Origin of the sequence: Gemmiger formicilis (assembly GCF_016900095.1) — a bacterium.
GTDB lineage: Bacteria > Bacillota > Clostridia > Oscillospirales > Ruminococcaceae > Gemmiger > Gemmiger formicilis_A.
In genome coordinates this window covers 21,796-38,803 of sequence record NZ_JACJJP010000015.1, presented here as the reverse complement: position 1 = coordinate 38,803, position 17,008 = coordinate 21,796, and the positions used below count along the sequence as shown (strand labels likewise).

General features: G+C 59.8%; 11 protein-coding genes. All 11 read left to right on the top strand.

What is annotated here, in order from left to right; genetic code table 11:
- Positions 1–2: 2 nt before the first annotated feature.
- The 11 genes from H6B15_RS08650 to H6B15_RS08600 all read left to right on the top strand — a co-directional run bounded on the left by H6B15_RS08650 (position 3) and on the right by H6B15_RS08600 (position 16,599).
- The gene (locus H6B15_RS08650) at positions 3–3,140 is read left to right on the top strand and encodes an LPD16 domain-containing protein (RefSeq protein ID WP_204647595.1); all 3,138 of its coding nucleotides are present in this window, start codon (positions 3–5) and stop codon (positions 3,138–3,140) included.
- Between the two features lies 1 nt (position 3,141).
- Positions 3,142–3,357, top strand: coding sequence for a transposon-transfer assisting family protein (locus H6B15_RS08645; protein ID WP_204647594.1), 216 nt, complete (start codon positions 3,142–3,144; stop codon positions 3,355–3,357).
- Positions 3,358–3,433: 76 nt separating this feature from the next.
- The gene (locus tag H6B15_RS08640) at positions 3,434–11,071 is read left to right on the top strand and encodes an SNF2-related protein (protein WP_204647593.1); all 7,638 of its coding nucleotides are present in this window, start codon (positions 3,434–3,436) and stop codon (positions 11,069–11,071) included.
- A gap of 1 nt (position 11,072) precedes the next feature.
- On the top strand, positions 11,073–12,140 hold the full coding sequence (locus H6B15_RS08635; RefSeq protein ID WP_204647592.1) for a DUF3849 domain-containing protein: 1,068 nt from the start codon (positions 11,073–11,075) through the stop codon (positions 12,138–12,140).
- Positions 12,137–12,481: a plasmid mobilization protein gene (locus tag H6B15_RS08630; RefSeq protein WP_204614571.1), complete on the top strand. Its 345-nt coding sequence runs from the start codon at positions 12,137–12,139 to the stop codon at positions 12,479–12,481. Before H6B15_RS08635 ends, H6B15_RS08630 begins: the two co-directional genes overlap by 4 nt.
- 141 nt (positions 12,482–12,622) lie before the next feature.
- A complete protein-coding gene (locus H6B15_RS08625; protein WP_204647591.1) occupies positions 12,623–12,928 on the top strand; it encodes a hypothetical protein in 306 nt (101 codons plus the stop codon).
- Positions 12,925–13,236 (top strand): CD1845 family protein, encoded by a 312-nt coding sequence (locus H6B15_RS08620; protein ID WP_204647590.1) that lies wholly within the window; start codon positions 12,925–12,927, stop codon positions 13,234–13,236. Before H6B15_RS08625 ends, H6B15_RS08620 begins: the two co-directional genes overlap by 4 nt.
- A gap of 103 nt (positions 13,237–13,339) precedes the next feature.
- Positions 13,340–13,933, top strand: coding sequence for a type IV toxin-antitoxin system AbiEi family antitoxin domain-containing protein (locus tag H6B15_RS08615; protein ID WP_118637888.1), 594 nt, complete (start codon positions 13,340–13,342; stop codon positions 13,931–13,933).
- Positions 13,930–14,778 (top strand): nucleotidyl transferase AbiEii/AbiGii toxin family protein, encoded by an 849-nt coding sequence (locus tag H6B15_RS08610; RefSeq protein ID WP_204647589.1) that lies wholly within the window; start codon positions 13,930–13,932, stop codon positions 14,776–14,778. Before H6B15_RS08615 ends, H6B15_RS08610 begins: the two co-directional genes overlap by 4 nt.
- Entirely contained in the window at positions 14,775–15,125 is a 351-nt protein-coding gene (locus tag H6B15_RS08605) for a hypothetical protein (protein WP_204647588.1), read from the top strand. Before H6B15_RS08610 ends, H6B15_RS08605 begins: the two co-directional genes overlap by 4 nt.
- A 58-nt stretch (positions 15,126–15,183) precedes the next feature.
- Positions 15,184–16,599 (top strand): relaxase/mobilization nuclease domain-containing protein, encoded by a 1,416-nt coding sequence (locus H6B15_RS08600; RefSeq protein WP_204647587.1) that lies wholly within the window; start codon positions 15,184–15,186, stop codon positions 16,597–16,599.
- The last annotated feature ends 409 nt before the right edge of the window (positions 16,600–17,008 follow it).

Genomic DNA, 17,008 nt, shown 5'->3' with positions numbered 1-17,008 from the left:
GCATGGGCGAAAATCTCTTTGAAGTCGTAAAACAGTCCGTCACCGTCCGGGAGGCGGCGGAACTGTACGGCATCGAGGTCAGCCGGAGCGGCATGGCCTGCTGCCCCTTCCACGATGACCGGCACCCCAGTCTGAAGCTGAACGAGGACTATTTCTACTGTTTTGGCTGCGGGGCCACCGGCGACGTGATTGACTTCACCGCCCGGCTGTATAACCTGTCCCCGAAAGAGGCCGCCGAAAAGCTGGTCCAGGATTTTGGCCTTTCCTATGACAGAAAAGCCCCCATCCGGCGAAACTATGTCCGGCAGAAATCCGAGGTGCAGCTGCGGAAAGAAAAACGCGAACACGCCTGGCGCGTGCTGGCGGACTACTACCACCTGCTCCGAAAATGGGAAACCGACTTTTCCCCCAGAACGCCGGACGAGGACCCGCACCCGCGCTTTTTGGAGTCTGTTCAGAAAAAAGAGTACATGGGCTATCTGCTGGATACCTTTCTTGACAGCAGCAACGAGGAACGGGACCAGTGGATTGCTGAACACACCGCTGAAATTTCGGCCATAGAAAGGAGAGTGAACCTCATGGCTGACAAACCCACCAACCGGGAACGGCTGCAACAGATCACGGCGGGCATCGAACAGGGCATTAAAGATCTGTTCGAGAGCGAAAAGTATATGCGCTACCTGTCCGTGATGTCACGGTTCCACCGCTACTCCGTCAACAACACCATGCTCATCTATATGCAGAAGCCGGACGCCACGCTGGTGGCCGGGTACAACAAGTGGAAAAATCAGTTTGAGCGCCATGTGAAGCGCGGTGAACACGGCATCACCATCATCGCGCCCACGCCATTCAAGAAAAAGATCGAGGAACAAAAGCTGGACCCGGACACCAAAGCCCCCATGCTGGACGCAGAGGGCAAGGTTATCATGGAGGAACGGGAAGTTGAGATTCCCATGTTCCGCCCGGTGAAGGTGTTCGATGTGAGCCAGACGGACGGCAAGCCCCTGCCGGAGCTGGCGTCCTCCCTGTCTGGGAGCGTCCAGAACTACGAGATTTTCATGGAGGCCCTGCGCCGGTCCGCGCCGGTGCCGCTCTCCGTGGAGCCGATGGCCGCCAACATGGACGGGTATTTCTCGCCGGACCAGCAGCGCATCGCCATCCGGGCAGGCATGAGCGAGGTGCAGACCGTTTCCGCTGCCGTCCATGAGATCGCCCACAGTAAACTGCACAACTACGCCAAGGCCCAGGAGGAAGCGGCCAGGGCCGGTGACAAGGAGCCGCCCAAGAAGAAAGACCGCAACACCGAGGAGGTGGAGGCCGAGAGCATTTCCTACGCGGTTTGCCAGTATTACGGTATCCAGACCGGCGAGAACAGCTTCGGCTACATCGCCAACTGGAGCCAGGGTAAGGAGCTGCCGGAGCTGCGGGCCAGTTTAGAGACCATCAACAAGGCGGCCGGGGAACTGATCGCGGACATTGACCGGCATTATAAGATTATCTGCAAGGAGCGCGGCATTGACCTGACTGCTGCCCCGGAACCGCAACGGGACCCTATCGAGCAGCTGGCAGCCGACATCGACCAGTTTTCTTTTGACTACGATACCTATGAATACCGGGATCAGGTGGATAATCGTGAGGATGCGCTGCGGGAACTGACCGCTGCGCTCCGCGGCGGGGATGTCAACAGTGTTCGGGACTGGCTCCAGGAATTTGCCGATGAAAATGAACGTGGAGAAGCGGCCACAAAAGCTGCCGAGCTGTTGGATCGTCTGGAGCAACTGGTGCCGGAACCTGACCCCAACCTTGTGAAAATGGCAGATGAAGCGATGGCGATGGGCGTAGATACTGCGTGGAACTCCGATAAGGAATTCCCGGTATCCTTCGATACTGAAAGCACCCAGCCCAGCGCCGAGTACCGCGAGGCCCTGCTGGTGCTGGACGATACCACCTATCTTCATGTTCAGCCCTGCGACACCGGCTGGGACTACACGCTCTACGACGCCGTCACCAGGAAGCAGCTGGACGGCGGCCAGCTGGATGCGCCGGAGCTGCCCCTGTCCACCGCCGCGCTGAAAATCTGCGAGATGCACGGGATGGGCGGCCAGACCGTTCAGTATACGCCCCTTGCCATGATTGAAACTTTGCAGGAGGCGGCCTACCAGCAGATGCAGGAGGCAACGGCCCAGGCCACCGTCCCGGAAAGTACCATGCTACCGGATGCCCCGGAGCAGCATCTGGATGAATACCCCATGCCGGACCCCACGCTGACCCAGGACGATTTGGAAAAGTGCGGCTATCTGGATGGGGACCTTCTGCCCCTTTCCAAAGAACGCGCCTATGAGCTGATGGAGCGCGACCTGACCGTTTACATCGTTCAGCAGGGCGAGAACCCGGCGATGGCCTTTGATACCACTGACCTGGACGCCCACGACGGGATCTTCGCCGTCACCCGCGAGGAATGGGAGGAAAGCCCGGCTTTTGAGGCCCAGGTCAAGGAGCGCATGGACCACCAGCAGGAACGGGAGCAGGCGTTCCTCGACCACAAGGGCGATTGCTTCGCCATCTATCAGGTGAAGCACACCGACGAGCTGCGGGACATCCGCTATGAGGGGCTGGAATGGATCAAGTCCATCGGGCAGACGGTGCAGCGGGACAATTATGATCTGGTCTACACCGCGCCGCTGGCCCCTGGCGACCTGAAAGGCAGCGTGCTGGACAATCTTGAATACCGCTTCAACAACGAACACCCCGCCGACTACCGCCACCCGTCCATGAGCGTCAGCGACATCGTTGCCATCAAGCGGGACGGCAAGGTATCCTGTCATTACTGCGACAGCTTTGGCTTTGCCGAGGTTCCCGGCTTCCTGCCGGACAACCCGTTGAAAAATACGGAGATGGCCGTGGAGGATGACTACGGCATGATCGACGGTATCATCAACAACGGCCCCAAGGAGCAGACGGTGGCCCAGCTGGAACAGCAGGCCCGCAGCGGCCAGCCCATTTCCCTAATGGACCTGGCTGCCGCCGCCCACCGGGAGGACCGGGACAAGAAGAAATCCGTCGTGGAGCAGCTGAAAAGCCAGCCCAAACCCGAACATAAAAAGACAGCGCCCAAAAAGAGCGCGGAAAGGGAGATTTGATATGAACGCTTTGACCTTTGAGGAAACCAACCTGCTGTGCATCTACAACCCCGGCATCCGCCAGGGGGCCATCGAGGCTCTGACCGAGATGCGCGGCCACTTGCAGGCGGATGAGGCCGAGCTGCTGGCTCTGACCGACAGCACCCTCGCCAAGCTGCGCGCTATGACCGACGCCGAGTTTGATGAGCTGGAACTGTACCCGGATTTTGACGAGTAACCCCCTGTTTTAACCAGCCGGGGCGGCCGTCGTGCCGCCCCATTTTCATATCCGAAGGAAGGGAGGATAGAACCCCATGCCAACCAAAGCAGAACAATATGCGAAGATGGCCGATCAGGTGGCGCGGCAGCTCACCGGCAGCTGGCAGGAGTGGGCGGGCTTTCTCACCACCGCCGCCCGGCTTTACAAATACCCGTTCCATGAGCAGCTGATGATCTACGCCCAGCGCCCGGACGCCACCGCCTGCGCCGAGTACGACCTGTGGAATGACCGCATGGGCCGGTATGTGCGGCGCGGGTCCAAGGGCATCGCCCTGGTGGACGATTCCGGGGACCGGCCCCGGCTGCGGTATGTGTTTGACATTTCCGACACCGGCACCCGTGAACACTCCCGCACCCCCTGGCTGTGGACGATGAACGAGGAACACACCATGCCGGTCATGGCGATGCTGGAGGGCAACTACGGTGTGGGCGGCGAAGAACTGCCCCAGCAGCTGGCCGATGTGGCCGCCGGTCTGGCAGAAGAATACTGGACGGATCACCGGCAGGACATTCTCTATATCGTTGACGGTTCCTTTTTGGAGGAGTACGATGAGTACAACATCGAAGTCCAGTTCAAATCCGCCGCCGCTGTCAGCATCACCTACGCCCTGATGTCCCGCTGCGGGCTGGAGCCGGAGCAGTATTTCAGCCATGAGGATTTCATGGCGATCTTCGACTTCAACACCCCCGCCACCGTGGGGGCGCTGGGCACGGCGGTCAGCCAGATAAACCAGCAGGTGCTGCGGCAGATCGGTGTCACCATTCAGAACTATGAGCGCGCCAAGAGCGCGGAAAGGAGTGCCACACATGGAGAACAACCTGACTTACACGAGGAACGGCGATTACCTGATCCCCGACCTGAAGCTGTCCGAACAGCCGGAGAAACCCCTGGGCAAGTACGGCAGGATGAGGAAAGCGTATCTGAAAGAACACCGGCCCATCCTGTACAATCAGCTGCTGATGACCGAGAAGCTGTACCCGCACCTTCGGGAGATCGACGAGACCGCGAACATCCGTCTGGAGCAGATGATGTCCCAGCTGGCGAAAGACGTGGGCGCGACGGAGGCGCTGAAAGCCGGCGACCCGATGGCCTGGGTGGGCCTGATGAACACCTGCAAGGCCCAGGCGGAGGAGATCCTGCTGGCGGAACTTATCAACAGCTGACCTTAAACCTGTTCCTCTCCGAAGCGGAACAAATCCATAAAATCGACGAAGCAGAGAGTGTGAAAACGCCCTCTGCTTTTTCTATGCCCGAACCGGCTGCGCAGGCGGAACCTGTGCGCCGGGCGCTGACCCAGGCGGAGATCGACGCCGCCATCCAGGAATGGAACGGCAATATCGAGAGCAAGCACGCGGTTGTCCGCCACATGAAGGACCACGCCCGTGAAAAGGACACCGCCGCCTGGCTGCGGCAGGAGTACGGCGATGACCTCCCGGCCCTGCCTGTGACGGTGGACGGCGCGGCGGGCGACGTACCCTGGCCCAAGGTGCAGCGCCGGATCGCCCAGCTTATCAAGGAAGATCGGTTCTACACTGAGGCGGAGCAGGACCGATTTGACAACATCGACCCCATCGCCATCCGGGAGGCCCTGGCCGAGCGCGGGATCGTGAACGGCCAGGTGGTGGACCCGGAAAAGCTGGACAATGACCCGTTCATCCAGCAGGTCATGCGGGATGTGGAGGCCGTCGCGGCAGAAGAACAGGCCGAGACGGCGGCAAAACCGCCTTTGCCGGACTTATCCGGCCAGCCCATCACCCGCGAGGGCGACACCCTCACCATCGGCAGCGGCGAACCCACCCGCGAGATCGACATCACGGTGTCGGATGAGGAATATGCCGCCATCCGGGGCACCATCCCGGAGCGCACCGCCTATGACCCGTCCGCCCCGGTCTACAACGTGGGCGATACCGTCTACCTGGATGACCGCGCCCACCAGATCACCGAACTGCGGGAAGATACGGTGCAGCTGCTGCCCACCGGCATGAGCTATCCCATCTACCGGGCCGAGAGCCGGGATCGGTTCGAGCAGCTTCTGCGGGCAGACAACCGCAACGACTTTTACACCGAGTTCCTGCCCGTCAACCCCGACACGGCGGATCAGGACCTGCGGGACGTGCTGACCCACGGCCTCATCGGTGCGCCGGACAAGGCGGAGCTTTCCGAACTGCTGCGCACCGGCAAGAGCAACCGGGAAGTCGCCCTGTGGCTGAGCCGGGCCTATCCCGACATCATCGAGACGATGGAGCTGGAGACCGGCGACACCGCCGACTACCGCACCATACCCGAAGGCATTGAGCTGGAAGTGCTGGACGCGGACGAGAAGCGGCTGGCCATGCTGTTCTTCCGCTGGGATGAGGTCGCGCCGCTGCTGCGCGGGTTGTATGCCCGCCAGCTGGACGGCTTTGTGCAGGAGCAGGATGAACCGTATATGGAAGCCCCTGCCGACGTGGAAGAACCTGCCGAAGCCGCCAAGCCCATTGAAGAAGCTGCCGAGGCACCGGCGTTCCACTCCGAGACGGTAGCCGTCTACCCCGGTGACAAAAACGGACTTCCCTATGACGTGGTGGTGGAACGGCTGCACGTTGACCGGCCGGAACCCACGCCGCCCGAACCAACGCCGGACACGGAGCCGGAGGAAAAGCCGGACCACCCGGTTTCTATCCCGGTCAACGGCGAGTGGCAGACTTTCCCCAACCAGAGGGCAGCCGAGCAGGCGGCCTATCAGGAATACCGGGACAATCTGCGCCGTAACGCCGAGAACTTCCACATCACCGATGACCATCTGGGCGAGGGCGGCCCCAAGGCCAAGTACCAGGCCAATGTGGCGGCGATCAAGCTGCTGAAATACCTGGAGGAAACCACCGGGCAGGCCACGCCGGCGCAGCAGGAAGTGCTGTCCCGCTATGTGGGCTGGGGCGGCGTGCCGGATGCCTTTGACCCGGACAAACCCGCGTGGGCCGCCGAGTATGCGGAGCTGAAGGAGCTGCTGACCCCGGAGGAATATGAGGCGGCGCGGGCCTCCACCCTCAACGCCCACTACACCAGCCCCACCGTCATCCGCGCCATTTACGACGCGGTAGAACAGATGGGCTTCCGTACCGGCAACATTCTGGAGCCGTCCTGCGGCGTGGGCAACTTCTTCGGGATGCTGCCGGAGAGCATGGCCGGCAGCCGTCTGTACGGCGTGGAACTGGATTCCATCAGCGGCCGGATTGCCAAGCAACTCTACCCCAAGGCCGACATCACGGTGGCAGGATTTGAAACCACCGACCGGCGAGACTTCTATGACCTCGCCATCGGCAACGTGCCCTTCGGCCAGTACCAGGTGAACGACAAAGCCTACAACAAGCTGGGCTTCAACATTCACAATTATTTCTTCGCCAAGGCGCTGGACCAGGTGCGGCCGGGCGGCGTAGTGGCCTTTGTGACCTCCCGTTATACAATGGACGCCAAGGATTCCACCGTGCGCCGGTATCTGGCCCAGCGGGCCGAGCTGCTGGGGGCCATCCGCCTGCCAAACAATGCGTTCAAGGCAAATGCCGGAACTGAGGTCGTTTCGGATATTCTCTTCCTGCAAAAGCGGGACCGTCCGGTGGACATTACCCCGGACTGGACGCAGACCGGCCGGACCGAAGATGGCTTCACTGTCAACCAGTATTTTCTCGACCACCCGGAGATGGTGCTGGGGCAGCCCACCGCCGAAAGCACCCAATATGGCAAGCAGGACTACACCGTGGTCCCCATCGAGGGGCCGGAGCTGGCCGATCAGCTGCACGACGCCATACAGCACATTCATGGCACCTACCAGGAGGCCGCGCTGCCGGAGCTGGGCGAAGGCGAGGACATCGACGATTCCCTTCCGGCTGACCCCAACGTGAAGAATTACTCCTACACGGTGGTGGACGGGGCGGTGTACTTCCGGGAAAACAGCCGCATGGTGCGCCCTGACCTGAACGCCACCGCCGAGGCCCGTGTCAAAGGGCTGGTGGGGCTGCGGGATTGTGTGCAACGGCTCATCGACCTGGAGATGGACGCCGCCGCGCCGGATGCCGACATCCGGGCGCAGATGGCCGAGTTGAACCGCCGCTATGACGATTTCTCCGCCAAGTACGGCCTTATCAACGACCGGGCGAACCGGCTGGCCTTTTCCGATGACAGCAGCTACTATCTGCTCTGTGCCCTGGAGGTGCTGGACGAGGATGGCCGGTTGGAGCGTAAGGCGGATATGTTCACCAAACGGACCATTAAGCCCCATGAGGCCGTCACCACCGTGGACACCGCCTCCGAGGCCCTGGCAGTCTCCATTTCTGAAAAAGCCTGCGTGGACATGGCCTACATGGAACAGCTCACCGGCAAAACCGGCGAGGAACTGGCCGCTGAACTGCGGGGCGTGATTTTCCGCCTGCCCGGCCCGGTGCCGGAGGGCGAACGGCCCCAATACGTCACGGCGGACGAGTACCTGTCCGGCAACGTGCGCCGGAAACTGCGCCAGGCCCAACGGGCTGCGGAGCAGGACCCGGCCTTTGCGGTCAACGTGGAGGCCCTGACCGCTGCCCAGCCCAAAGACCTGGACGCTTCCGAGATCGAGGTGCGGCTGGGGGCAACATGGATCGACAAGGAGTACATCCAGCAATTCATGTACGAGACCTTCGACACGCCTTTTTACCTCCAGCGCAGCATTGAAGTCCACTACACCCCCTTTACGGCGGAGTGGCAGATCTCCGGCAAAAATGTCGTGGGGCAAAACAACGTGGCCGCCTACTCGACCTACGGGACCGGCCGCGCCAACGCCTATAAAATCCTTGAAGATTCCCTCAATCTGCGGGACGTGCGTATCTACGACACCGTGGAGGACGCAGACGGCAAGGAGCGCCGGGTGCTGAACGCCAAGGAAACCACCCTGGCCGCCCAAAAGCAGCAGGCCATCCGAGAGGCGTTCAAGGACTGGATTTGGCGCGACCCGGAACGTCGGCAGGCGCTGGTACGCCAGTACAACGAGGAAATGAACGCCACCCGGCCCCGCGAGTATGATGGCAGCCATATCGTTTTCGGCGGTATGAACCCGGCCATCACCCTGCGGGAACATCAGAAAAATGCCATCGCCCATGTACTGTACGGCGGCAATACCTTGTTGGCCCATGAGGTGGGCGCGGGTAAGACCTTTGAAATGGTGGGGGCCGCGATGGAGGCCAAGCGCCTGGGCCTGTGCCAGAAATCCCTCTTTGTGGTGCCAAATCACCTGACCGAACAGTGGGCTTCGGAGTTCCTGCGTCTGTACCCGTCCGCGAACATCCTGGTAACGACCAAAAAGGACTTCGAGAAGCATAACCGCAAGAAATTCTGTGCCCGCATCGCCACAGGCGACTACGACGCCATCATCATGGGACACTCCCAGTTCGAGAAGATCCCCATCAGCAAGGAACGCCAGGAGCGGCTGCTGCATGAGCAGATTTGGGAAATCACCGAGGGCATCGCCGAGGTGGAGGCCAGCGGCGGGGAGCGGTTCACCGTCAAGCAGTTGGAACGCACGAAAAAGTCTTTGGAAGCAAGGCTGGAAAAGCTGCAAGCCGAGGGCCGCAAGGACGATGTGGTGACGTTTGAACAGCTGGGCGTAGACCGGCTGTTCGTGGACGAGGCGCACAATTACAAGAACCTCTTTCTCTACACAAAAATGCGCAACGTGGCGGGCCTCTCCACCACGGATGCGCAGAAATCTTCGGATATGTTCGCCAAGTGCCGCTACATGGACGAGATCACCGGCAGCCGGGGCGTCATCTTTGCCACCGGCACGCCTGTGTCCAACTCCATGACCGAGCTTTACACCATGCAGCGTTATCTCCAGTATGACCGCCTGCAAGAGCTGGGCATGACCCACTTTGACTGCTGGGCGTCCCGGTTTGGCGAGACCGTGACCGCGCTGGAGCTGGCCCCGGAGGGCACCGGCTACCGGGCAAGAACAAGATTCAGCAAATTTTTCAACTTGCCGGAGCTGATGAATCTCTTTAAGGAGATCGCGGACATCAAAACCGCCGACCAGCTGCACCTGCCCACGCCCCAGGTGGAGTACCACAACATCGTGGCCCAGCCCACCGAACAGCAGCAGGAAATGGTGAAGGCGCTTTCAGAACGCGCTTCCCTGGTACACAGCGGTACGGTGGACCCGTCCCAGGACAATATGCTCAAGATCACCAGCGACGGGCGCAAGCTGGGGCTGGACCAGCGGATCATCAACCAGCTGCTGCCGGATGAGCCGGGCACCAAGGTCAACCAGTGCGTGGACAATATCATGCAAATCTGGCGGGATGGCGAGGCCGACAAGCTGACCCAGCTGGTGTTCTGCGACATTTCCACGCCCCAGGCCCGGCCTGCCAAAAAGGTGGCGAAGGCGCTGGACAACCCGACCCTCCACGCTTTGGAGGACGCGGTGCCGCTGGACGAGCCGGAACCGGCTTTTACTGTGTACGAGGACATCCGGCAGAAGCTCATCGCTAAAGGCGTGCCCGCCGAGCAGATCGCCTTTATCCATGAGGCCAACACCGAGGTGCGCAAAAAGGAGCTGTTCTCCAAGGTCCGCACCGGCCAGGTGCGCGTCCTGCTGGGCAGCACGGCCAAAATGGGCGCGGGCACCAACGTGCAGGACCGCCTGGTGGCGCTGCATGACCTGGACTGTCCGTGGCGGCCCGGCGACCTGGCCCAGCGAAAGGGGCGCATCGAGCGCCAGGGCAACCAGAACGAGACCGTCCATGTGTACCGTTATGTCACCGAGGGGACTTTCGATGCCTACCTCTGGCAGACGGTGGAAAACAAACAGAAATTCATCAGCCAGATCATGACTTCTAAATCGCCAGTGCGAAGCTGCGACGATGTGGACGAAACGGCGCTTTCCTTTGCCGAGATCAAGGCGCTGTGCGCCGGAGACCCGCGCATCAAGGAGCGTATGGACCTGGATGTGGACGTGGCGCGGTTAAAGCTGATGAAGGCCGACCACCAGAGCAAGCAGTACCGCCTGGAGGACCAGCTGCTGAAAACCTTCCCGGAGGAGATCGAGAAAAACAAGGGCTTTATCGCCGGGCTGGAAGCGGATATGGCGACCCTGGCCGCTCATCCTCACCCGGAGGACGGCTTTGCCGGGATGGAAGTCCGTGGCGACACCCTCACCGACAAGGAGAACGCCGGGGCGGCGCTGCTGGACGCCTGCAAGGAGGTCAAAGGGACCGACCCGGTGCCGGTGGGCGGTTACCGGGGCTTCGCTATGTCGGTGTCGTTTGACGCTTTCCGGCAGGAGTATATGCTCCTGCTGAAAGGCCAGATGACCCACCGGGCGACGCTGGGCATAGACCCCCGTGGCAACCTCACCCGTATCGACAATGCGCTCAGTCAGATGCCCCAGCGGCTGGAGGCGGTGAAGAACCAGCTGGACAATCTCTACCAGCAGCAGGCCGCCGCCAAGGCGGAGGTGGGCAAGCCCTTCCCCTTTGAGGATGATTTGCGGGTAAAGTCCGCCCGGCTGACCGAGCTGGATGTACTGCTGAACATGGACGGCCGGAGCCGCCCTGCGCCGGAGGCGGTGCTTGCCAAGAGCAGCCGCCCCTCGGTGCTGGAGGGCCTGAAACGCCCGGTGCCGCGCAATCCCGAAAAGAAACCCAAACACCACGAACAGGAGGTGCGATAACATGAATACCGATAAAAACACGGCCCTCTATGAGAAGATGGCCGCCGAACAGGACAAGTTCCGGGACTGGCTGAAAAGCCAGCCCCCGGAGGAAATTCTAAAGCATACCTATGAGTACACGGTCCGGGAGGACATCCTGATGGCGATGGAGGAGCTGGACCTGCCCCAAAGCCGGGCCGCCGCGCTGCTGGCGTCGCCGTCCCCGCTGGCCGATGTCTACAAGGAGTTTTCTGACCGGGAGACTTCCTACATGGATGTGGTGCGGGACAGCATTGAGCAGCGGGCCGAGGCGGCGCTGGACGCCCTGCGGGAACTGCCGCTCTACCGGCACGACGCCGCCTATGCCCGCGAACAGGGCGACCTGGATTTGTACCGGGCGTCCCGCCGCGCCAACATCGCCTGCAAGGAGGCTATTGAGGTGTCCATTTCAGAACATTACCGGGACAACCGGCTGGACAAGGACGCGGTGCCCCAGGTGATCGAGCAGTTCGGCTACACCCGCACCCTCTATGTGCTGGCAAACACCGTGCAGCAGAAAGATTGGGATGAGCGGTTCAGCCCGGCCAACAAGGCGTGGGCCAAAACGGTGGACATCCCGCCCAACCCGGACGGCTTTGGCGGTGAGCGCAACCTGGACTTCGTGGTGGACGGCCACCCCGGCCTGGTCGATCTGTTTTTGAGCCAGGCGCGGCAGGATTATCTGCGTCTCCAACCGCTGACGCCGGAGGAGATTCACGCCGAGGCCGCCCGGCTGTTGCAGGAGCTTCGTGCGCCGGATACGCCCAACAGCCCCCACGGCACCCATTACATGGCCCGCGTCTCGCCGGACTTTCTGGCCCGCGCCGGCACCCAGGCCCATGACCAGCTGATGGCTCTGCTGCCGTTCCGCAGCCTGGCGATCACCGGCATGAAGGACCTGCCCGGCACCTATGTTACCATCCTGGCCAGTGAGGACCGCTCCAAGGAGCTGCGCCAGCGCCGCCCCTCGGTCCGCCGCCAGCTGAAACAGGAGCCGCGCCCCGCTGAAAAGAAAGCTCACATCCATAAGAAAAAGGAGCCGGAGCGGTGAGCGGCCCCAAGCGCAAACGGGAGGTGCAGCTGAACTTCCGGGTCTCGCCGGAGGAACTGGCGCTGATTGAGCAGAAGATGGCCCAGCTGGGGACAAAGAACCGGGAAGCCTACCTGCGCAAGATGGCCCTGGACGGCTATGTGGTGCGCCTGGAACTGCCGGAGCTGAAGGAGCTTGTCTCTCTGATGCGCTATTCCAGCAACAACTTGAACCAGCTGGCCCGCCGCGTGAATGAAACCGGGCGCATTTACGACGCTGACCTGGAGGATATATCCCGGCGGCAAGAGGCTTTGTGGGATGGGGTGCATCAGGTATTGACCCAGCTGGCAAAGCTGACGTGACAGGGGCATACGCCCCGGCTGTGAGGGAGGTCCGGTGCGTGCAGGCTGCATCGCCGGGCCTCCCTCTTTTTTTCTTTGCCGGTATCGTTGCGTTTTGGCGGGTTGTGCTTGATAATGGAGTCAGAAACGAGGTGATGGCTGATGTTGACGTTTGAAAACGTCTTAAAGATTTTTCAAGAGTACCTGCTGCGCGACCCGGAGGAAGAAGTTCTCCCTTGTAAACGCGGCTATGTCCGATTGACCTGGGACAAGGATTCCCGCTACTGCGTGGACGGCATTCTCTGCCGGACCCCGGAGGAACTGTTCGATATACTTCTTTCGGATTTTCAGGACTTTGCCATGATCTGCCGGACGCGGGGACGCCGGGAGGTCACAGAGGCGGACGAAAAGGCCGTAGAGGAACTGTGCCAGCCATACCTGGACTGGCGGAAGGAGGCGCTGAAATGAGAGCGGTACTGTTTATTTTGAAATTGGGGCTGAAAATCCTTGCCGCGCCGGTGGTGCTGGCGCTGATGCTGTTCACCTGGCTGTGCTTCGGGCTGCTGTATGTGTCCAGCTTTATCTTCGGCCTGGCCTCCGCAGTGGTGGCGCTGCTGGGGATCGCGGTGCTTGTGACCTACTCGCCGCAAAACGGCCTGATCCTGCTGGTGATTGCCTTCCTGGTCAGCCCGCTGGGCCTGCCGATGGCCGCTGCCTGGCTGGTGGGTAAGGTGCAGGACCTGCGGTATGCGATTCAGGACGCGGTGTACGGCTGAATAGGAAGCGAAGAATTGCCGGGAGTGATTGCCCGGCAATTTTTTGACTTTACTTTCGTGCTAATTTCGCGTATAATATTAGCATGAAAGGAAGGTGAAGAACGTGAGCCAATTTCAACAGCTGGACCAGCTGATGGAACGCCAGGACGGGATGCTGCGCACCGGGCAGGCCCTCGCGGCCGGGATCTCAAAACCTGTTTTTTATCAATTCGTGCAGTCTCGTGGACTGGAACAGGCGGCGCATGGGATTTATCTTTCCAAAGACGCCTGGGTGGACGCCATGTATCTGCTGCATCTTCGCTGTCCGCAGGCAGTTTTTTCCCATGAAACGGCGCTGTTTTTCCACGACCTGACCGACCGGGAGCCGCTGGCCTATTCCATTACGGTCAAGACGGGCTACAACCCCACCCGGCTTAAAAGTGAGGGCGTTCAGGTCTTTACCATCAAGGCGGAGCTGTATGAGGTCGGCCTGTCAACCGCACAGACCCCCTTCGGCCACGATGTGCCGGTCTATGATATGGAACGGACGATCTGCGATGTGCTGCGCAGCCGGAGCCACATCGAGATGCAGACATTTCAGGACGCTTTGAAAGCGTATGCCCGCCGGAAAGACAAGGACCTGCGGACGCTGGTGCGCTATGCTAAACTGTTCCGGGTCGAGAAGATTTTACGCCAGTATTTGGAGGTACTGTTATGATAAAGACAGCCAGGCAGCTGAAAGATTTGATCCGCAACCTGTCAAAGAAAAACGCTGCGGACGCGCAGATTTTGATGCGCAACTATATGATGGAGCGGTTTCTGGAACGCATTTCTCTCTCGTCCTACCGGGACAAATTTATCCTCAAGGGCGGGATGCTGGTGGCCGCGATGGTCGGCCTGGACGCCCGCTCCACGATGGACCTGGACGCAACAGTCAAGGGGGCCAACGTCAGCGTGGAGGATGTGGAGAACATGATGGCCGAGATCATCGCGGTTCCCATTGACGATGGCGTTACCTTCCAGGTGAAAAGCATTTCGGAAATCATGGATGAAGCGGAATATCCCGGCATCCGGGTGACGATGACAACGCTTTTTGACGGGGTACGCACCCCGCTGAAAATCGACATCTCCACCGGCGACGCCATCACCCCTAAAGAGGTGCGGTACAGCTTCAAGCTCATGCTGGAGGACCGCTCCATCGACGTTTGGGCCTATAACCTGGAAACTGTGCTGGCTGAAAAGCTGGAAACCATCATCACCCGGACCACGACCAACACCCGCATGAGAGATTTTTACGACATCGCCATCCTGCAACAACTCTATGGCAGCACTCTGGACCCGCACATTCTCCATGACGCGCTGCTGGCGACAGCCCACAAGCGCGGCACCGAGCGCCATCTGGCCGAGGCCGCCGAAGTCTTTGATGAAGTGGAGAACAGCCCGGTCATGCAGGACCTGTGGGCGGCCTATCAGAAAAAGTTCTCCTATGCGTCCGACCTTGGCTGGGATACGGTCATGGCTGCGGTGCGGCAGCTGTTCGCTCGTTGCGAGGGCACGGCATGAAAAAAAGTGGACATTACTGCAAGGTATGTGGCGAGTATAAGGCAAACGAAAAGTTTTCCGGCAAAGGCCATGCCGCGCACATTTGTAAAACCTGCGCCGCCCTCCCGCCAGAAAAGCAGGCAGAAGAAATGACGCTTACCCGCCTTGTCAACCTTCCCTGGCGATTATCCAAAGAACAACTTTCGTGGTTGAAGAAACGGATGAAAGACAGGCGGGATGCCGTGCGGGCCTTGGCAACGGAGCAGTATGAAATGCGGTTCCCGCCCAGGATAGAACTGGATGAATTGGAAGATGACTTTGAAGAAGATTTCGATTTTTATATGGACGAGGAAACTGATATAGAGTAAACCGATGCGGTCTGTGATGAGCAGGCCGCTTATTTTTTGGAAAGGAGGCGGACCCCACATGGCCACCACCCGCATCATGCCGCTGCACGCCGGCAAGGGCCGCACGGTCGGCAAGGCAATCAGCGACATTATCGACTATGTAAAAAATCCAGACAAGACCGACCACGGTAGGCTCATCACCAGCTACCAGTGCGACAGCCGCGTGGCCGATGCTCAGTTCCTGCTGGACAAGCAGACCTACGCCGCCCGCACCGGCCGGGTGCGCGGTGCGGACGACGTGATCGCCTACCACCTGCGGCAGTCCTTTGTGCCGGGCGAGATCACGCCGGAGGAAGCCAACCGCCTGGGCGTGGAGCTGGCCCGGCGCTTCACCAAGGGCAAGCACGCTTTCATCGTCTGCACCCACATCGACAAGGCTCACGTCCACAACCATATTATATGGAACTCCACCACGCTGGAGTGCGACCGCAAGTTCCGCAACTTTTGGGGCAGCACCCGCGCCGTCCACCGTCTGAGCGACACCATCTGCATCGAGAACGGCTATTCCATCGTGGAGGCTCCCAAGCGGCGCGGCCAGAGCTACAACAAATGGCTGGGCGATGCGGCCAAGCCCTCCCATAAGGAGCAGCTGCGCCAGGCCATCGACCGGGCGCTGGCGCAGAAACCGGCCAGCCTGGAGGAGCTGCTGCGCCTGCTGGAACAGGACGGCTTCACCGTTCACCGGCGCGGCAAAACCATCTCCATCAGCGCAGAGGGCTGGGGCAACAACGTCCGCTTTGACCGGCTGGGAGACGGCTACACGCTGGACGATCTGTTGGCGGTCCTCTCCGGCCAGAAAGAGCATACGACCCGCAAGCAAGCCGTCCCGCAGGCCGCCCCGCCCAGGGTCAATCTGCTGGTGGACATTCAGGCAAAACTCCAGGCTGGGAAAGGTGCCGGATACGCCCGCTGGGCTAAGGTGTTCAATCTCAAGCAGATGGCCAAGACTATGAATTATCTGACCGAACACGGGCTGTTGGAGTATGCAGACCTGGATGCCCGCACAGCAGAAGCGACGGAACACTATCACGCTCTTTCCGATCAGATAAAGGCAGCCGAAAAACGCATGGCCGAGATCGCTGTGCTGCGTACTCACATCGTCAATTATGCGAAAACCCGTGATGTCTATGTAGCGTATCGCAAAGCCGGATACTCGAAAAAGTTCCTGGCTGAACACGAAGCGGATATTCTGCTCCACAAAGCAGCCAAGAACGCCTTTAACGAGTTGAATGTTAAGAAGCTGCCCACCATCAAGAGCTTGCAGGCCGAGTATGCCGAATTACTGGCCGAAAAGAAAAAAGCCTACGGTGAATACCGGAAGGCCCGCGAGGAGATGCGGGAGCTACAAACGGTCAAGGCAAATGTGGATCGTGTTATGGGATTTGAGGATGAAAAGCGGGTTGAGAAAGAACGTGATCAAGAGCAGAAGCGTTGACTTGCTTCAGCATAGCAAAGTACCAGAAATACCATTATCAGAATTTCCTACGCATTTAGAAGCCCTCTCCAGCGGGGGGAGATAATCTGTCCTGCCTTCCCGTCGACCACTCTTGGGGGCCTTAAAATGGCATCCTTATCAGCAATCTAAATGAGTAAAAGTAAACAGCAAGTTTCTTTCTCCCTGTTATTCAGCCTCTTTCTGCTTATAAATTGTTTTTGAATGTGACATATACTTACACTTTATCATTCACATTGCCTGGTTGTGCCGTTTTGGAGAATGAAATATAATAAATGTTGCCTGCGTTGAGTTTATGTGGTGCATGACACTTAAAGAGGAAAAGGAAATAAGTAAACAGTCTCGTGCAATCACGGTGCTTTAACGATGTCTATACTCTGAACCAATACAG